Source organism: Georgenia sp. AZ-5 (genome assembly GCF_043952095.1).
In the GTDB taxonomy this organism is placed as follows: domain Bacteria; phylum Actinomycetota; class Actinomycetes; order Actinomycetales; family Actinomycetaceae; genus Georgenia.
In genome coordinates, this window is sequence record NZ_JBINOU010000001.1 from 3,144,101 (window position 1) to 3,158,880 (window position 14,780).

Consider the following 14,780-nt stretch of genomic DNA (forward strand, 5'->3'; position numbering starts at 1 on the left):
CGTGGGTGGTGCCCGGGTCGCCTCGATCCAGGGTAGGCCGGGGCGGTGCGGGCGGCACATGGGCGCTGAAGGCCCCGCGTCGCCCGGCGTGACGCACGTCACAGTTGCCATGAAGCGGTCGATACTGGTCCAATTTCTTCTGAGTCCCTCACGCCACTGGCCAGGCGTGGTTCTGGGGACCGACTCATCGCTCAGCCTCACTTCCCGAGAAGAGACTGTCATGCCTCGTGCCCATCTCCCCGTCCGCACCCGCCTGGCCGCCCTCGGCCTCGCCACCGCGCTCGTCACCGGCGCGGCCCTCACGGTGCCCCTGACCGCGCATGCCGCCCCCGCCGGCAAGCAGACCTACATCGTCAGCGTGGACGCCGGCGTGGACGCGCGCGGGGTCGCCCGCGCCGTCCAGGCCAACCCCAAGTTCGTCTACAGCGAGGTCCTCAACGGCTTCGTCGCCGAGCTCAACCACGGCCAGCTGCGCGCGCTGGAGAACAACGCCTCCGTCACCGCGGTGGAGGCGGACCAGGTCGCCACCACCGTCGGCAAGCCCGCCAAGGGCGCCGGCGCCACCCCGGCGCCGCAGCCTGCCGACCAGCCCGCGGCGGCTGCCGCCCAGGCGCTGCCGACCTCGAACCTGCTCTGGGGGCTGGACCGCATCGACCAGGCCAGGCTGCCGCTGTCCTACTCCTACAACTACGCCGAGACCGGCGACGGCGTGACCGTCTACGTGCTCGACACCGGCATCGACACCGCCCACCCCGACTTCGAGGGCCGCGCCGTCAACGTCTTCGACGCCTTCGGCGGCAACGGCGCCGACCTCAACGGCCACGGCACCCACGTCGCCGGCACCATCGGCGGGCAGAGGTACGGCGTGGCCAAGGACGTCAGGCTCGCCGGCGTCCGTGTGCTCGACGCCGACGGCAGCGGCTCATACTCCGGCATCATCGCCGGGCTGGACCACGTCGCGAAGAACTCCCCCGGTCCCTCCGTCGCCAACCTGTCCCTGGGCGGCGGGTACAGCTCGGCACTGAACACCGCGGTGACCAACCTGTCGAGCTCCGGGGTGGCCGTGGTCGTGGCCGCCGGTAACGAGGGCCAGAACACCGCCAACGTCAGCCCGGCCTCCGCCCCGGCGGCGATCACCGTGGCGGCGACCGACAAGGCGGACTACCGCGCGTCGTACAGCAACTACGGGTCTGCCGTGGATCTGTACGCCCCGGGCAGCGCGATCACGTCGACCTGGCCGGGCGGGCAGGCCGCCACGGCGAGCGGCACCTCGATGGCCGCTCCTCACGTGGCCGGCGCCGCCGCGCTGTACAAGGACAAGGTCGGCGAGGCCTCCTCCGGGAGCGTCGCGCAGTACCTGACCTCGACGTCCACCACCGGCGTGGTCAGGGGCAACGTCACCGGCACGGTCAACCGGCTGCTGAACAAGGGCACGCTCTGATGCGTGGGGCCCGCAGCGCGTTCGCGGCGGGCGCCATCCGGCAGCACCCAGATCGCACCTCCCGGCGGCGGACTGCGGCCGTGGGCGTCGGCCCGGGCCGCCGGGAGGAGTTGAGCACCGAGCAGGTCCCGGGGGCTACGGCTCGTGGGCCGACGCGCGACGGGTGCCTGACAACACTTCCCCGCGGGATGCTGCGTCAGCCGGCCGCCGGCCGGTGCGCACGCGCCCGGTGAGCCTCGCCAGGAAGCCGCTCGCGCACCGCCGCCAGAACGCCCTCCGGTCCCAGGTCCGCCACGTCTCCCACCCGTTCGCCGTCCACGAGCAGCGCCCCGGCAGTCGGGGCACGCAGTGCGGCGGCGACCGCGGAGCGCACGCCGAACCGCCGTCGCATCCGGCGGAATGTCGTGGGCAGGAGGTACACGGTGTTGCCGGCGTCCACGACCTGCACGTCCACCTCAGGCAGGGCGGCGCGCAGGAGGCGGTAAGCCTCTCCCACCGTCGCCTCAGGCCCAGGGCCGGCGCGGCGGTGGGAGAGGTGGTCGTGCCGGCCGGGCTCACGACCCAGGACGTCATCCGGTGCCGCGCTGCAGCAGCCACCACCGCCGCGCGCCGCCCGCCAGGGGCGCACGAGGACGACCAGGGGGCGGTCCGCCGTCATGCGCCCCGCTCCCCCGGAGCCGCCTGCGCCGGGGGCCCGACCAGGTCCGGGCCGTGCCGGCGCGCCCGCCGCATCGCGGCCGCGGCCTCGTAGACCAGCCACATGGCGAGGACGAAGATGATGGCGTCGAGCGGGGCGAGCAGCCACTCCTCGAGCCGGATGAAGTTGACCAGGTTGACGATGAGCGCCCAGGTGGTCATGGCCAGCAGGAAGACCAGCGGGACGATGACGGCCACCGGATTGCGCCCGCGCCGCGTGACCCAGACCGCCACGACGGCGAGCGCCAGGCCGGCGGTGAGCTGGTTGGTGGTACCGAACAGCTGCCAGAGCACCCCGAAGGCATAGCCGGCGTCACCGCCGCCCGGCAGCAGGGCCAGCACCAGCGGGACGGCCACGGCCACGACGCTGGCCAGGGTGAGGTTGCGCGAGAGGCGGTGCCAGCCTGCGGTCTCGGCGATCTCCTGGACCACGTAACGCTGCAGGCGGACGCCGGTGTCCATGGTGGTCGCCGCGAACGAGATCACCACCACCGCGGCGAAGATCGTGGCGATCTGCAGCGGGATCCCCAAGTTCCCGGCGAACTGGGCGACACCGCCCACGAAGTTGCCGGTCGCGCCGCCGGAGGCGGTGGAGAAGTCGGCGTAGAGCGCGTCCCAGTCCGCGCGGGTGGCCGCGACGCCCGCCGTCACGGCCAGCAGCGCGCCCACGGCCAGGGAGCCCTCGCCGACGGCGCCCATGTAGCCCACGTACCGGGCGTCGGTCTCCTTGTCGAGCTGTTTCGACGTCGTCCCGGAGGACACCAGGGAGTGGAACCCCGAGATGGCTCCGCAGGCGATGGTGATGAAGAGGAACGGGAAGATCGACGGGGAGCCCGCGGGAACGTCGTTGACCATGGGCGCCACCAGCGACTCCCAGCCCACCACGAGCCCCGCGGCGATGAGCGCGAGGGCGATGAAGAGCTGGTGGGAGTTGATGTAGTCACGCGGCTGCAGCAGCACCCACACCGGGATCCGGGAGGCGATGAAGGTGTAGACGAACAGGATGATGACCCACAGGTCGCGCGGGTTCTCGAACCCCAGAGCCGTCGCCCACGGCGTGATGTCGAAGGGCGCGTACTGCCCCACCACGATGAGCGCGTAGAGCAGGACGACGCCGATGATGGAGGGCACGAGCGCCGCGGTCCGGGTCCGGTAGACGTACTGGCCGATGGCGATGGCGATGGGGATCTCCACGAAGATCGGCAGCACCGCGCCGGGGTTGGCGATGAACAGGTTGCCGATGACCACCGCGAACACCGCGTTCACCAAGGTCAGCAGGAAGAAGATGATGAACAGGAAAAGGGTGCGCGCCCGTGTGCTGACGATGTCCTTGGCGAGCGAGCCGATGCTCATGGCCTTGTGCCGCACGGAGACGACGAGGGCACCGAAGTCGTGCACCCCAGCCGCGAAGATGGTCCCGAGCACGATCCATACCAGCGCCGGGCCCCACCCCCAGAACGCGGCGATCGCGGGGCCGACGATCGGCGCGGCCCCTGCCACCGAGGTGAAGTGGTGGCCGAAGACCACGTGCTTGTTGGTGGGAACGTAGTCGATCCCGTCACGGAACTGGTGGGCCGGGGTCACGAAGGACTCCTCGAGCCCGTACACCCTGCGCGCCAGGTACGTGGAGTAGTACCGGTACCCCAGGAAATACAGCACGGCCACGACGACGGCGACGACGACGGCGGTGGGCACGGGGCGCTCCTTCCGAAGGACTCACATCGGTGTGAGCCAGGTCACGTTTACGTCCGAGTGTGGCGCTAAGATCGCGCTGTTTCAACCGTTCGGGGCCGCTACGGTGGCCCGCCGCCGCGCAGGGAGGCCGATGGTGCTCGCCCAGACCCTCCAGGCGGTGCGCGCCTCGTCCGTGGCGGAGCTGTGCTGGCTGGGCCCCGAGGGTGCGCCCCGGGTCCACGGGGTGGTGGCGCTCCCGGCGGCGGAGGGCGCCGTGGTGGCCTTCACCTACGCCGACGAACCCGTGGCGCGGGCCGTGGCCGCCGCCGGCCGCGTCGTGCTCACGCTGACCGAGACCCGGTCGACGGGGCCCGGCTTCACCCCCCTGCTGGTGCGCGGCAGTACCCACCTGGTCGAGGACGCCTCCGGCGAGATCTTCCGCCGGGACCTGCTGGTGCACGAGCTGCGCCGGTACCCGCCCTCGCGGTTGCTGGCCGACTCCCCGATGCTGTGCCGGGAGCACTGGTGGTACCTGCCCCGCCTCATCGTCCAGATCGCCGTCGATGACGCCGAGCCGCTGCCCACCCGGCCCCGGCCGGACGGCCGCCTGCTCGCTGTCGCCGCCCGCGGCAGCCTGGCGGTCAGCCTGGTACGCGTCCCCGACGAGCGTCCCGACGCCGAGCGCCTCGCCCTCGACGCCGCGCTCCCCCCGGGCCCGGCGGCGCTGTTCGGTCAGGACGCCTCCTTCCCTGACCTCGAGCAGTGGTCCCAGTGGTCCTTCGAGGGCGCCTGGGACGGCACCCACCTCAACGTGCGCCGGGCACCGGCACGCGTCGGCCTCGAGCCGCGCCCGACCCTGCGCCAGCGGATGCGCCGCGAGCGCGAGCTCGAGCGGGAGTGCCGGGCGCGCATCCCTCGGCCCGGCCGCTGAGGCGCACGGCCCCGCGGCGGCGCGGGTGGACCTCATGAACCACCTGTCGTAGTCCAGCTCACGACCGGGCTGTCACGGTCGCCTGCGTCGGCACGGGCTTGTCCGCCCTTCGTCGGCGCCCCAGGATGGGCGCCGACGAGGACGAACAGGAGAACCGATGACGGACGCGGCACCCCGGACGCTGCTGAAGTACGTGGCGCTGGCGGTGATCTGGGGCTCGAGCTTCCTGTTCATGCGCGTGGCTCTCGAGGGCCTCTCCCCCGCCCAGGTGGCGCTCGGCCGCCTGCTGGTCGGCGCCGCGACGCTGGCGCTGATCATGCTCGTCACCCGGCGGCGGTGGCCGCGCGAGCCGCGGGCGCTGGGGCACCTGACGGTGCTGGCGCTGCTGCTGTGCGTGGTGCCGTTCCTGCTCTTCGCCTGGGCCGGGCAGCACATCCCCTCGGGCCTGTCGAGCATCTACAACGCCACGACGCCGATCATGACGCTGCTGGTGTCGCTGGTCGCGCTGCCCGCCGAGCGGCTCACCGCCGGGCGGACGGCGGCGCTGCTGCTCGCGGCGCTCGGCGTCGTCGTCGTGGCGGCGCCGTGGACCCTCTCCACCGGGCCTGCTGGCACCGAGTTCTACGTCGCGCAGCTCGCCGCCCTCGGCGCCACCGCCTGCTACGGCATGGGCTACGTGTACATGCGCCGCCAGCTCACCGGCCACCGCCACGACGCCGTCGCGGTGGCCGCCACGCAGGTGGGCGTCGCGGCGGTGATCATGCTCGTGCTCGCGCCGTTCGTCGCGACCGACCCCGTCGCCCTCGACCCCGCGGTGGTCGGCTCGGTCCTCGCGCTCGGCGCGCTGGGCACCGGCATCGCCTACGTGTGGAACTTCGACGTGGTGAGCGCCCTCGGCGCCACGCTCGCCTCCACCGTGACCTACCTGACGCCGGTGGTCGGCGTGCTGCTCGGCGTGGCAGTGCTGGATGAGACGCTGACCGTGAACCAGCCGGTGGGCGCCGTCATCGTCATCCTGGGCATCCTCATCGGTCAGGGACACCTGCGGCTGCGCCGACGGCGGGCGGCAACCTCCCAGCGGCCGGTCGCCCCCGTGCCGCGGGCGGCCGGGGACCGCTGACGCTCACCACCAGCGCCCGCGGAGGAGCTCAAGCAGCAGCTCGTCGAGCGTCGGCATCGGCGGGCGGGGGTCCCGCTGGACCGGGGAGACCCAGATCGACATCCGGGACCCGCCGCGCCGGCCGCTGCCGCCGAGGGTGACCACCGGCTCCGACCAGCCGTCGTCCCACGCCGGCCGCCGGCCACCCTGCCGCGCCGCAGCCCGGCGCTCCTGCTCCGTCCGCCGCCGCTTCTCGGCCTCGCGCAGCTGCGCCGCGCGCCGCGCCTGCTCGGCGAGCCGCCGCTCCTGCCCCGCCCGGAGCCTCGCCTCCTCCGCCCGGAGCCTCGCCTCCTCCGCCCGGCGGCGGTCGTAGGCGGCCCGGCGCTGCTCGTCCCGCAGCGTGGCGTAGGCGTCCATCACCTCGCCCAGGGCGCGGTCGTGCTCGGCGCCCGTGCCGGACTGCTCGCGGCTGTCGGGGTGGTGCCGCCGCACCAGCGCGCGGTAGGCGCGCGCGAGCTGCTCGGGGGTGGCCCTGGGCCCGACCCCGAGCACCTGGTAGAGGTCCAGCGGGTCCTTCATGGTGCGGGTCGCCGTCGGCGTGCTCGCTGCCAGGCTACGGCGGCCGCGCGCCGCAGGCGAGAGCAGCACGCGCGGCCGGGTCGTCGTGGCCCGGACAGGGGTGCGCGGCCGGTCGCTGACCGGCCGCGCGAAAGAGGGTCGCTGCCCGGGACGGCCGGCACGCCGCCATCACCCCTCGGGTGCCAGCCGGTGCACGCGCTCGCGTGCGTCAACGGCCAAACGGTCACGGGCGGCCGACCAGCCGGGCAGTCGTCCTGTTGTTCAGGTGAGGGCATCACCTGCCTTCGTCCGTCACCTTCGGGTTCCCGGGCCGGGCGGGGAGCGCTGCCGCGCCCAGCCGTCCGACCCCGAGTGCCGTGGCCGCGGTGCCGCGTCCGAGACGTCCTCACCCCGGCGCCGGGGAGGCCGGCCCGGCGGGACGGGTCCCGCCTCGGGCCGGGCGGCCGGCGGGTGCGGGCCGTCCAGGCTCACGGCGACGATCTCCTCGAACTCGGCTCGAAGCAGTTCCTCGTCCTCGTACACCAGGCCGAGGAACACCTCGTCCGGGGCCGCCGTCGTCGCGAGGTCCTCGCGGTGCGGCTCAGGCACGCTCGTGGTCATCCCCGTATCCCCCGGTCAGGCGTTGATGGCCTTGCGGTCCTCGCCCGCGGTGATCTGGATCTTCCGCGGCTTGGCCTGCTCGGCTACCGGGATCCGTAGCTGGAGCACTCCGGCGGTGTAGCTGGCCTCGACCTTGTCGGTGTCCAGGTTCTCGCCGAGGAACAGCTGACGGTTGAACACCCCGCGCGGGCGCTCGGCCGCGATCAGCTCGGCGACGTCCTTCAACTCCGGACGCTCGGCCCTGACGGTGAGGACGTTGCGCTCCACGTCGAGGTCGATGGTGTCCGGGTCGATGCCGGGCAGGTCGAACTCGACCACGAACGCGTCACCCTCGCGCCAGGCGTCCATCGGCATCGCTGCCGGGCGCGCCATCGTGCCGAGGTTGCCGAAGACCTGCTGGGTGAGCCGGTCGAGCTCCCGGAAGGGGTCGGTGCGCATCAACATCGGTTTCACCTCCATCGGTCAGCTGTCGCACATCTCCCCGTTGGCGAACCACCGATCTGTGGTGGTTGCTACACATTTCTTATAGCACGTGTGCCATACTGGCGCAAGAGGTTCTTTGGAGGTGACATGACGACGCGGGCCGCACCGGACTCCGCCCAGGGCGTGTACGGCATCTCCGTCGCGGCCGAGCTCACCGGGCTCGACCCGCAGAGCCTGCGGCTGTACGAGCGGCGCGGGCTGCTCGAGCCCACCCGCACGCCCGGCGGCACGCGTCGCTACAGCGCCGACGACCTCGCCCGGCTCTCCCGCATCAGCGACCTGCTCGGAGCCGGGCTGAACCTCGCCGGCGTCGCGGCCGTACTCGAGCTCGAGGCGGACAACGCCGACCTCCAGGCCCACAACCGGGGGCTGAAGGCGGACAACCGCGGCCTGAAGGCCGACAACGCCCGGCTGGAGGCCGACAACGCGCGGCTGCGGGCGCGGCTCGACGACGCGGGCTGACGCCTCGCCCGCCCCTGGGCCATGCGCGGCGCGTGGGCCGCGCGCGGCGCGCGCTGGCGCCCGTCACGGTTCTCATGAGCGGTAGTGCGTCGAGGGCGCCTCGACACGTCGAGGGCTCCTCTTGTATGTGTGGCCATCAACGTGTCGAGGCGCCCTCGGCGAGATGGGCGCTCGGGTCGGCAGTCACAGCTGCCCGGAAAAGACGAAGGCCCGGACGTCTCCGTCCGGGCCTCATCGGTTCTGTGGAGCTAGAGGGATTCGAACCCTCGACCTCTTCCATGCCATGGAAGCGCGCTACCAACTGCGCCATAGCCCCTCGTTCTGCCCCGCGGGGCGTTGACTACTTTAGGGCATCGCCGTCCGGGAGTGCTAATCCGTGAGGCCCCGCCGGCCCGTGAGCCTCACCACGCCCCGCCGCCCGGCGGGTCTCCTTGACCGCCATCGGAAGACGGCCGGGCTCCAGGAGGCACACGATGGCAGCCCGGCGCACATCCTCGCGGGCCGCTTCATTAGGTTGGTGCCATGACCGAGCAGCCCGACGACGCCGCCATCGCCTACGCCAACCACCTCTTCGACGTCGCCCGCGAGGGCGAGACGGCGGAGCTGGCCGCCGCCGTGGACGCCGGGGTGCCCGTCGACCTCACCAACGCCAAGGGCGACACCCTGCTCATCCTGGCCGCCTACCACCAGCACGCAACGACGGTGCGGGCGCTGCTGGAGCGCGGCGCCGACGTCGAGCGCCTCAACGACCGCGGGCAGAACGCCCTGGTGTGCGCGGTCTTCAAGCAGGACCCGGAGATCGTCACCATGCTGCTGGACGCCGGGGCGGACCCCGACGCCGGCACGCCCAGCGCCCGGGCAACCGCGCAGTACTTCAACCTGCCCGAGATGGCGTCGCTCATCGCGGAGCACCGGCCGTCCTGAGCCCCGCGCGCCGCTTGGGTCACGCGTGCGCCGGGTCGGCGAAGAACCGCCGACCCGCCCATCAAGGCGGAACCAGGGCGTCACCCCTGCCGGCGCAGCATGTCCTTGTCGTACGCGGCGACCCGCTTGTAGCTGTCGGAGATGGCCGCCATCTCCTCCTGGCTGATGACGTCCTCGATGCGCCGGAACGGGCGGTCTCCGGTGCGCTCGTAGACCTCCTTGAGGATGGTGTCCGGCGGGTTGCGCCGGTTCGTTTCGACGACGGCCGCGGTGGCCGGGCGCCGTTCCTCCTCGTAGCGGTGCAGCGCGGCCTGCGGGTCCCGCGTGCTCTCGAGGGCCCGGCGCAGCGCACGGGCGTCGAGGACGGCCTGCCCGGCGCCGTTGGAGCCGCGCGGCACCATCGGGTGCGCGGCGTCGCCGAGCAGGGTGGCGTGGCCGAAGGTCCACCTGGGCAGCGGGTCCTGGTCGACCATGGGGTACTCGAGCACCTTCTCGGCACCGCGGATGAGGGCCGGCACGTCGAGCCAGTCGAAGTGCCAGTCCTCGAACACGTCGATGAAGTCCTCGAGCCGGCCCGAGCGGTTCCAGTCCCGGCGGCCGGGCCGCGGTCGCTCGACCTCGGCGACCCAGTTGACCAGCTGGGTGCCGGCGCCGTCGATGTCGTCGCGCACGGGGTAGACGACCATCTTCCCCGAGGCGAGCCAGCCGGCGCGGACCATGCTCGCCCCGCTCAGGAACGGCCGCCACGGCGTCACGCCGCGCCACATGGTCACGCCCGAGTAGAGCGGGTCGCCCTCGTCGGGGTAGAACTGCGCCCGGACCGCGGAGTGCACGCCGTCGCAGCCGACGAGGACCGTGGCGCGCTCCTCGGACTCCTGCCCGGCCTCGTCCAGCACGGCGACGCGCACGCCGTCGCCGTCCTCGGCGACGCCGATGACCCGCCGGCCCAGCTTGACGGCGTCCGCGCCGAGCCGGTCCCGGACGAGCCGGAGCAGGGTGAGCTGGGCGTCGCCGCGATGTATGGAGACCTGGGGATGCTCGTACCCGGCGAACCGGCCCGCCGGCTCGCGGTAGACGAGCTGCCCGTACCGGCTGAAGAAGACGGACTCCTTCGTCTCGATACCGACCCGCTCCAGCTCCTCGGCCGCGCCCAGGCCGTCGAGCACCTGCATCGCGTGCGGGAGGAGGTTGATGCCTGCCCCGATGGGCTCCAGCCGCGGCACCGCCTCGAGCACGCGGCACTCGATGCCCGCCTGGTGCAGCTCCAGCGCCAGCGTCAGCCCGGCGATCCCAGCACCGGCGATCAGGACGTTCACTGCTGCTCCTTCGTCCGTGCGGCCACAGCGCCGCTGCCGCGCACCACGCCGCGACGTCCGGCGCGGGTCCGCTGCACCCATGCTCCGCCTCGCTCCCCGCACGCGCGCGCCGGCCGTCGCCGCACGCACCCGCCCGGAGCGCGTGGCGCGGATGGGCGCCGTCCCGGTGTCGCGCTCCGACCGCCGGGCGCACCATGGTCAGGACGGGCGCGACGACGCGCTGCTCCGGCGGCCAACGGAGGCCACCGCGATGAACCTCGACGAGGAGGACCACCATGGACGCACGGCGGGTGGGTGCACTGGCGGCCGCGGCGCTCGCCCTGGCGGCGTGCGGCGCCGACGAGGAGGCGCCCCCGGAGGCCACCGGGCAGGACGGCGGCACGGGCGGCGCCGAGCCGGCGACGCTGCGGATCGGGGAGACCGCGGGCATCCCGTCGGCGTTCCTGGGCTACGGGGAGCAGCTCGGGATCTTCGAGGAGCACGGCCTCGACCTGGAGGTGGACACCTCGGCCGGGGGCGCGGCCACCATCCCCGCGCTCGTCTCCGGCAACTTCGACCTGGCCGGCTCCAACACCGTCAGCGTGCTGCGCGCCGGCTCCGAGGGGCTGCCGTTGCAGATCGTCGCGCCGGGGACGTTCGCCACCCGGGACCCGCAGAGCGACTTCTCCGCCGTCCTCGTGCCCGGCGGCGGGGAGATCACCGACGCGGGCGGGCTCGCCGGACGGTCGATCGCGGTGAACACGCTGGAGAACATCGGCGACATCACCATCACCGCGGCGCTGCAGGAGCGGGGCATCGACCCCTCCGGCATCGAGTTCGTCGAGATCGGCTTCCCGGACATGCTCTCCGCCCTCGCCAACGGCAACGTCGACGCCGCCTGGGTTATCGAGCCGTTCCTGGCGATCGGCAAGCAGCAGGGCAACGTCCCGGTCCTCTACCCCTACGCCGAGGCGATGGAGGGGCTGCAGGTGGGCTCGTTCGTCGCGACGCCGCAGTACGCGCAGGAGAACGCGGAGGTCGTCGAGAGCTTCCGCACCGCCGTCGGCGAGACCGCCCAGGCCATCGCGGACGACCCGGACGCCTTCCGGACCGCCTTGTCCGATCTGCAGGACGTCGACCCGGCGGTGGCGGCCGAGATGGTGCTGCCGGAGTGGGGCGGCGAGGTCGACGTCGAGTCGCTGGAGTTCCTCGCCGAGCAGATGCAGGAGCAGGGCGTGGTCGACGAGCCGATCGACGTGGAGTCCCTGGTGCCGGCGGACGCGCGGTAGCCCGGTCAGAGCGCGCGCGACGACGACGCGGCCCGGCCGCGCGCGAGGCCGGGCGCCCACTGCTCCCGGGCGCCCTACTCCTCGGCGCCGATGTTGTAGCCCGCCAGCCGCCAGGCGGGCTCGCGGCCGCGGTTGGGGTGCATCGTCGACCAGCGGCAGTTCTCCAGGCCGGTAAAGCCGAACCAGCCCCCCGGCTCCAGGCCGAGCAGCACGGTCTGCCCGCAGGTGATGGCGGCGCCGTGCGCGACGACGACCAGCACGTCGTCCCGGTCGAGCTCGTCGGCGACCTCCTCGACCGCCTCGGCGACCCGCACGCCGCAGCCGGCGCGCGACTCGGCGCCCACGCCCTCGGGCTCCTGCCCGCGCCGCCACGCGGCGTACTCCGCCGGCCAGCCGGTCTCGATCTCGGCGCCGGTCAGGCCCTCCCACACCCCGAAGCTGCGCTCACGCAGCCGCACGTCCCTCGTCGCCTGCACGCCGGCGACGCCCGCGAGGACCTGCGCCGTCTCCTGGGCGCGGACCAGGTCGGAGGTGATGATGCGGGTGGGCTCGAGCGCGGCCAGCACCTCGGCGGCCGCGGCCGCCTGCCGCCGGCCCGTGGCGTTGAGCGCGATGTCCGACTGGCCCTGCAGCCGCAGGGACGCGTTGTACTCGGTCTGCCCGTGCCGCCACAGGACGACGGTGCCGGCGGTCATGCCTGCGCGGCCCCGGCCCCGTCCGCGTCCGCCTCGGCCGGCGCGTAGAGGTCGGCCGGCAGGTCGACGACGGGGCAGTCCTTCCACAGCCGCTCGAGGGCGTAGAACTCGCGGTCCTCCTCCTGCTGCACGTGCACCACGATCTCGCCGAAGTCCAGCAGCACCCAGTGCGCCTCGCTCAGGCCCTCCCGGCGGGCCGCCTTGGCGCCCTCCTTGTGCAGGGCCTCCTCGACGGCGTCGACGATGGCCTTGACCTGCCGGTCGTTGGCGCCGGAGGCGACCAGGAAGACGTCGGTGAGCACCAGCCGCTCACTGACGTCGAGGGCGATGATCTCCTGGGCCTTCTTGTCGGCCGCCGCACGGGCGGCGACGACGGCGAGGTGGCGGGAACGGTCGTCAGCGGGCACGGGTCTCCTCGTGAGGTGGTGGACGGGTCCCGGCGATCCTACGCGCGCGCGGGCGGGGTGGCCCCGGTGAGGGCCACCACCCGGTCGACGACCTGCCCGGCCGCGGCGTTGCCCGGGTCGGTGAACGCCAGCAGCCCGATGAGCAGCCCGATGACGATGGCCGCCACCACGAGGATGACGATCTTGACGATCGAGGTGGCCGGGTTCTCGGCCTCGTAGTCCTCGTGGTCGTAGTCGTCGTACTCCTCGTCCGGCGCCTCCGCCGGGGAGTGCGCGGACGCGCCGGTGACGGCGCGGGCCGTCTCGGCGACGCGCTCGCGCAGCGGCCGGCGGGCGGGCTGGGCAGGCGCGGACGCCTCGTCGGGCGAGGCACCCGTGGCCGCGCTGAACTCGGCCAGCGAGGCCCACTGCGGCCGCGGCAGGTCGTCGTAGTCCTCGTCGTCGAGCTCCGGCCCGGCCGTGTCCTCGGCTTGGGCGGCGGTGTCGGCGACGTGGGCGTCGGCGACGGCGGCGGGGGTGGGGGTGGGGGTGGGGGTGGGGGTGGGGGTGGGGGCGTCGGGACGGACGGGCGCGGCGAGGGCGGCCGTGCGCTCCAGCTCCGAGTCCTCGACCACCGTGAACGTGCCGGCGCCCTCGACGACGGCGGGCAGGTTCGCGGCCGACTCCCAGTCGGTGGGGTCGGTGGGCACGGCGGCGGGCGCGGGCAGCGCTGACGGCGGCGCGGCGGCCGGGACCGGCTGGATGCCCGTGAGCGTGCCGGTGGCGTCGAGGCTGCGGATGCCCTTGGCGGCGTGCGGCGCCCGGACAACCGGGCGGCGGGTCGGGGCCGTGCGGTGCTGCTCGGTCTCACGGGGCGGCGCGGCCGGCGTCAGCGCGCCAACCGGCTCGGCGAGGCGCTGGGCCACGGCGCGGTCGTCGACGCCCTGGGCGCCGCGCCGCCGCGCGGGCTGGGCCGGGCGCGCGGCCGGGGCGTGGGGCTGCGGGGCGCGCGCCGGCTGGGCCCCGCGACCTGGGTGGGCGGCGCGGACGGGATGGGCGACCGAGGGCCCCTGACCGGGCTGCGCGTGGTCGGCCGGGCGGAGCGCGGCCTCCGCCGCGGAGTGCGCCGACGGCGCCTCCTGCGCCGACGCGGCCGTCTCGGCGCGGCGCCGCTCACGGCGCCTCGCGGTCGCTCCGGCGCCCCGCGCCGAGCCGGCGGCGGGAACGCCGGGCGCGGTGCCCGTGTGAGCCCCGGTCGCGGTGCCCGTGAGAGCTGCGGCCGGCGCGCCGGCCGCGGAAGCGCCGGCCGCGGGCGCGCCGGCCGGCTGCGCGGGCGCGCCGAGCTGCAGCTCACCGGTGGCGATCGCCTGCAGGCGCGCCTCCTCCTCGAGCTGGCGGCGGCGGATCTCCTTGCGGCTCAGCGGCTGACCGGCTCGCTCGGCGGCGATCGCGGCGGCGCGCGCCGCCTCACGGCGTCGGCGCCGCTCCCCCAGTCCGGCGGTGTCGGTCGACGGCTCTGGCTGGCTCACTGCCCTGCTCCCACGGTGCGCCGGCTGCCGGCGCGTGTTTCGGTCTCTGCCTGATTGGTCTCGTGCTGTCCCACCACGCCGGCGGGACCGTCCGGGCGGTAGAGCCCGTGCTTGGCGATGTACTGCACCACGCCGTCTGGCACCAGGTACCACACCGGCTTCCCGGCCCGGACGCGGTCGCGGCAGTCCGTGGAGGAGATCGCCATGGCCGGCACCTCCATCAGGGACACGCCCGCCGCGGGCAGGGCGCCGAGGTCGAGCTGGTGCCCGGGCCGCGTCACCCCGATGAAGTGCGCCAGCGACCACAGCTCGTCGGCGTCCTTCCACGTGAGGATCTGCGGCAGCACGTCGGCGCCGGTGATGAAGAAGAACTCGGCGTCGGGCATCTGCTCGCGCAGGGCGCGGAGCGTGTCGATGGTGTACGTGACGCCGGGCCGGTCGATCTCCACGCGGGAGACGGTGAAGCGGGGGTTGGACGCCGTGGCGACCACCGTCATCAGGTAACGGTGCTCGGCCGCGGTGACCTCGCGGTCCTGCTTGAACGGGTTCTCACCGGTGGGGACGAAGATGACCTCGTCGAGGTCGAACGCGTCGCGCACCTCGCTGGCCGCCACCAGGTGCCCGTGGTGCACCGGGTCGAAGGTGCCACCCATGACACCGACGCGCCGACGGCGCTTCTCGCCCCACCCCATCTGGC

16 protein-coding genes and 1 tRNA gene are annotated in these 14,780 nt (G+C 74.0%); 6 read left to right on the forward strand and 11 right to left on the reverse strand.

Annotated elements, in window-relative coordinates:
* Positions 1 to 220 precede the first annotated feature (220 nt).
* A complete protein-coding gene (locus tag ACF0H8_RS14705) occupies positions 221 to 1,441 on the forward strand; it encodes a S8 family peptidase (protein WP_395289636.1) in 1,221 nt (406 codons plus the stop codon).
* A 196-nt stretch (positions 1,442 to 1,637) separates the two neighbouring features.
* Here ACF0H8_RS14705 and ACF0H8_RS14710 read toward each other — a convergent pair whose 3' ends face one another.
* Positions 1,638 to 2,099: a hypothetical protein gene (locus tag ACF0H8_RS14710; RefSeq protein WP_395289637.1), complete on the reverse strand. Its 462-nt coding sequence runs from the start codon at positions 2,097 to 2,099 to the stop codon at positions 1,638 to 1,640.
* Positions 2,096 to 3,832 carry a carbon starvation protein A gene (locus ACF0H8_RS14715; RefSeq protein ID WP_395289638.1) on the reverse strand — a complete coding sequence of 579 codons (1,737 nt, stop codon included), beginning with the start codon at positions 3,830 to 3,832 and terminating at the stop codon, positions 2,096 to 2,098. Before ACF0H8_RS14715 ends, ACF0H8_RS14710 begins: the two co-directional genes overlap by 4 nt.
* Positions 3,833 to 3,962: 130 nt before the next feature.
* Between ACF0H8_RS14715 and ACF0H8_RS14720 the strand changes: the two genes are divergently transcribed.
* Complete coding sequence (locus ACF0H8_RS14720) at positions 3,963 to 4,742, forward strand: hypothetical protein (RefSeq protein WP_395289639.1); 780 nt, start codon at positions 3,963 to 3,965, stop codon at positions 4,740 to 4,742.
* A 157-nt stretch (positions 4,743 to 4,899) separates the two neighbouring features.
* The gene (locus ACF0H8_RS14725; RefSeq protein WP_395289640.1) at positions 4,900 to 5,862 is read left to right on the forward strand and encodes a DMT family transporter; all 963 of its coding nucleotides are present in this window, start codon (positions 4,900 to 4,902) and stop codon (positions 5,860 to 5,862) included.
* Positions 5,863 to 5,865: 3 nt separating this feature from the next.
* Here ACF0H8_RS14725 and ACF0H8_RS14730 read toward each other — a convergent pair whose 3' ends face one another.
* The 3 genes from ACF0H8_RS14730 to ACF0H8_RS14740 form a co-directional block, all read right to left on the reverse strand.
* On the reverse strand, positions 5,866 to 6,420 hold the full coding sequence (locus ACF0H8_RS14730; protein ID WP_395289641.1) for a DnaJ domain-containing protein: 555 nt from the start codon (positions 6,418 to 6,420) through the stop codon (positions 5,866 to 5,868).
* Positions 6,421 to 6,711: 291 nt separating this feature from the next.
* The gene (locus tag ACF0H8_RS14735) at positions 6,712 to 7,020 is read right to left on the reverse strand and encodes a hypothetical protein (RefSeq protein WP_395289642.1); all 309 of its coding nucleotides are present in this window, start codon (positions 7,018 to 7,020) and stop codon (positions 6,712 to 6,714) included.
* Between the two features lie 15 nt (positions 7,021 to 7,035).
* Positions 7,036 to 7,464 (reverse strand): Hsp20/alpha crystallin family protein, encoded by a 429-nt coding sequence (locus ACF0H8_RS14740; protein ID WP_395289643.1) that lies wholly within the window; start codon positions 7,462 to 7,464, stop codon positions 7,036 to 7,038.
* A 126-nt stretch (positions 7,465 to 7,590) separates the two neighbouring features.
* On the opposite strand from ACF0H8_RS14740, the gene ACF0H8_RS14745 reads away from it, so the two are divergent.
* A complete protein-coding gene (locus ACF0H8_RS14745) occupies positions 7,591 to 7,965 on the forward strand; it encodes a MerR family transcriptional regulator (RefSeq protein WP_395289644.1) in 375 nt (124 codons plus the stop codon).
* A gap of 243 nt (positions 7,966 to 8,208) precedes the next feature.
* Here the strand turns inward: ACF0H8_RS14745 and ACF0H8_RS14750 are convergent.
* Positions 8,209 to 8,281, reverse strand: a tRNA-Ala gene (locus ACF0H8_RS14750).
* 206 nt (positions 8,282 to 8,487) lie between these two features.
* On the opposite strand from ACF0H8_RS14750, the gene ACF0H8_RS14755 reads away from it, so the two are divergent.
* On the forward strand, positions 8,488 to 8,889 hold the full coding sequence (locus ACF0H8_RS14755; protein ID WP_395289645.1) for an ankyrin repeat domain-containing protein: 402 nt from the start codon (positions 8,488 to 8,490) through the stop codon (positions 8,887 to 8,889).
* A gap of 80 nt (positions 8,890 to 8,969) precedes the next feature.
* Here the strand turns inward: ACF0H8_RS14755 and ACF0H8_RS14760 are convergent, their stop codons facing one another.
* Complete coding sequence (locus tag ACF0H8_RS14760; protein WP_395289646.1) at positions 8,970 to 10,205, reverse strand: flavin-dependent oxidoreductase; 1,236 nt, start codon at positions 10,203 to 10,205, stop codon at positions 8,970 to 8,972.
* A 275-nt stretch (positions 10,206 to 10,480) separates the two neighbouring features.
* On the opposite strand from ACF0H8_RS14760, the gene ACF0H8_RS14765 reads away from it, so the two are divergent.
* Positions 10,481 to 11,473 (forward strand): ABC transporter substrate-binding protein, encoded by a 993-nt coding sequence (locus tag ACF0H8_RS14765; protein WP_395289647.1) that lies wholly within the window; start codon positions 10,481 to 10,483, stop codon positions 11,471 to 11,473.
* Between the two features lie 74 nt (positions 11,474 to 11,547).
* Here the strand turns inward: ACF0H8_RS14765 and ACF0H8_RS14770 are convergent, their stop codons facing one another.
* Genes ACF0H8_RS14770 through nadD form a run of 4 tightly spaced genes read right to left on the reverse strand, consistent with a single transcriptional unit; the run spans position 11,548 to position 14,775 of the window.
* A complete protein-coding gene (locus tag ACF0H8_RS14770; protein WP_395289648.1) occupies positions 11,548 to 12,168 on the reverse strand; it encodes a histidine phosphatase family protein in 621 nt (206 codons plus the stop codon).
* The gene (gene rsfS, locus ACF0H8_RS14775; protein WP_395289649.1) at positions 12,165 to 12,575 is read right to left on the reverse strand and encodes a ribosome silencing factor; all 411 of its coding nucleotides are present in this window, start codon (positions 12,573 to 12,575) and stop codon (positions 12,165 to 12,167) included. Before rsfS ends, ACF0H8_RS14770 begins: the two co-directional genes overlap by 4 nt.
* A 38-nt stretch (positions 12,576 to 12,613) precedes the next feature.
* Positions 12,614 to 14,083: a hypothetical protein gene (locus ACF0H8_RS14780; protein ID WP_395289650.1), complete on the reverse strand. Its 1,470-nt coding sequence runs from the start codon at positions 14,081 to 14,083 to the stop codon at positions 12,614 to 12,616.
* Positions 14,080 to 14,775 (reverse strand): nicotinate-nucleotide adenylyltransferase, encoded by a 696-nt coding sequence (nadD, locus tag ACF0H8_RS14785; protein WP_395289651.1) that lies wholly within the window; start codon positions 14,773 to 14,775, stop codon positions 14,080 to 14,082. The genes ACF0H8_RS14780 and nadD overlap by 4 nt, the downstream gene beginning before the upstream one ends.
* Positions 14,776 to 14,780: the final 5 nt, after the last annotated feature.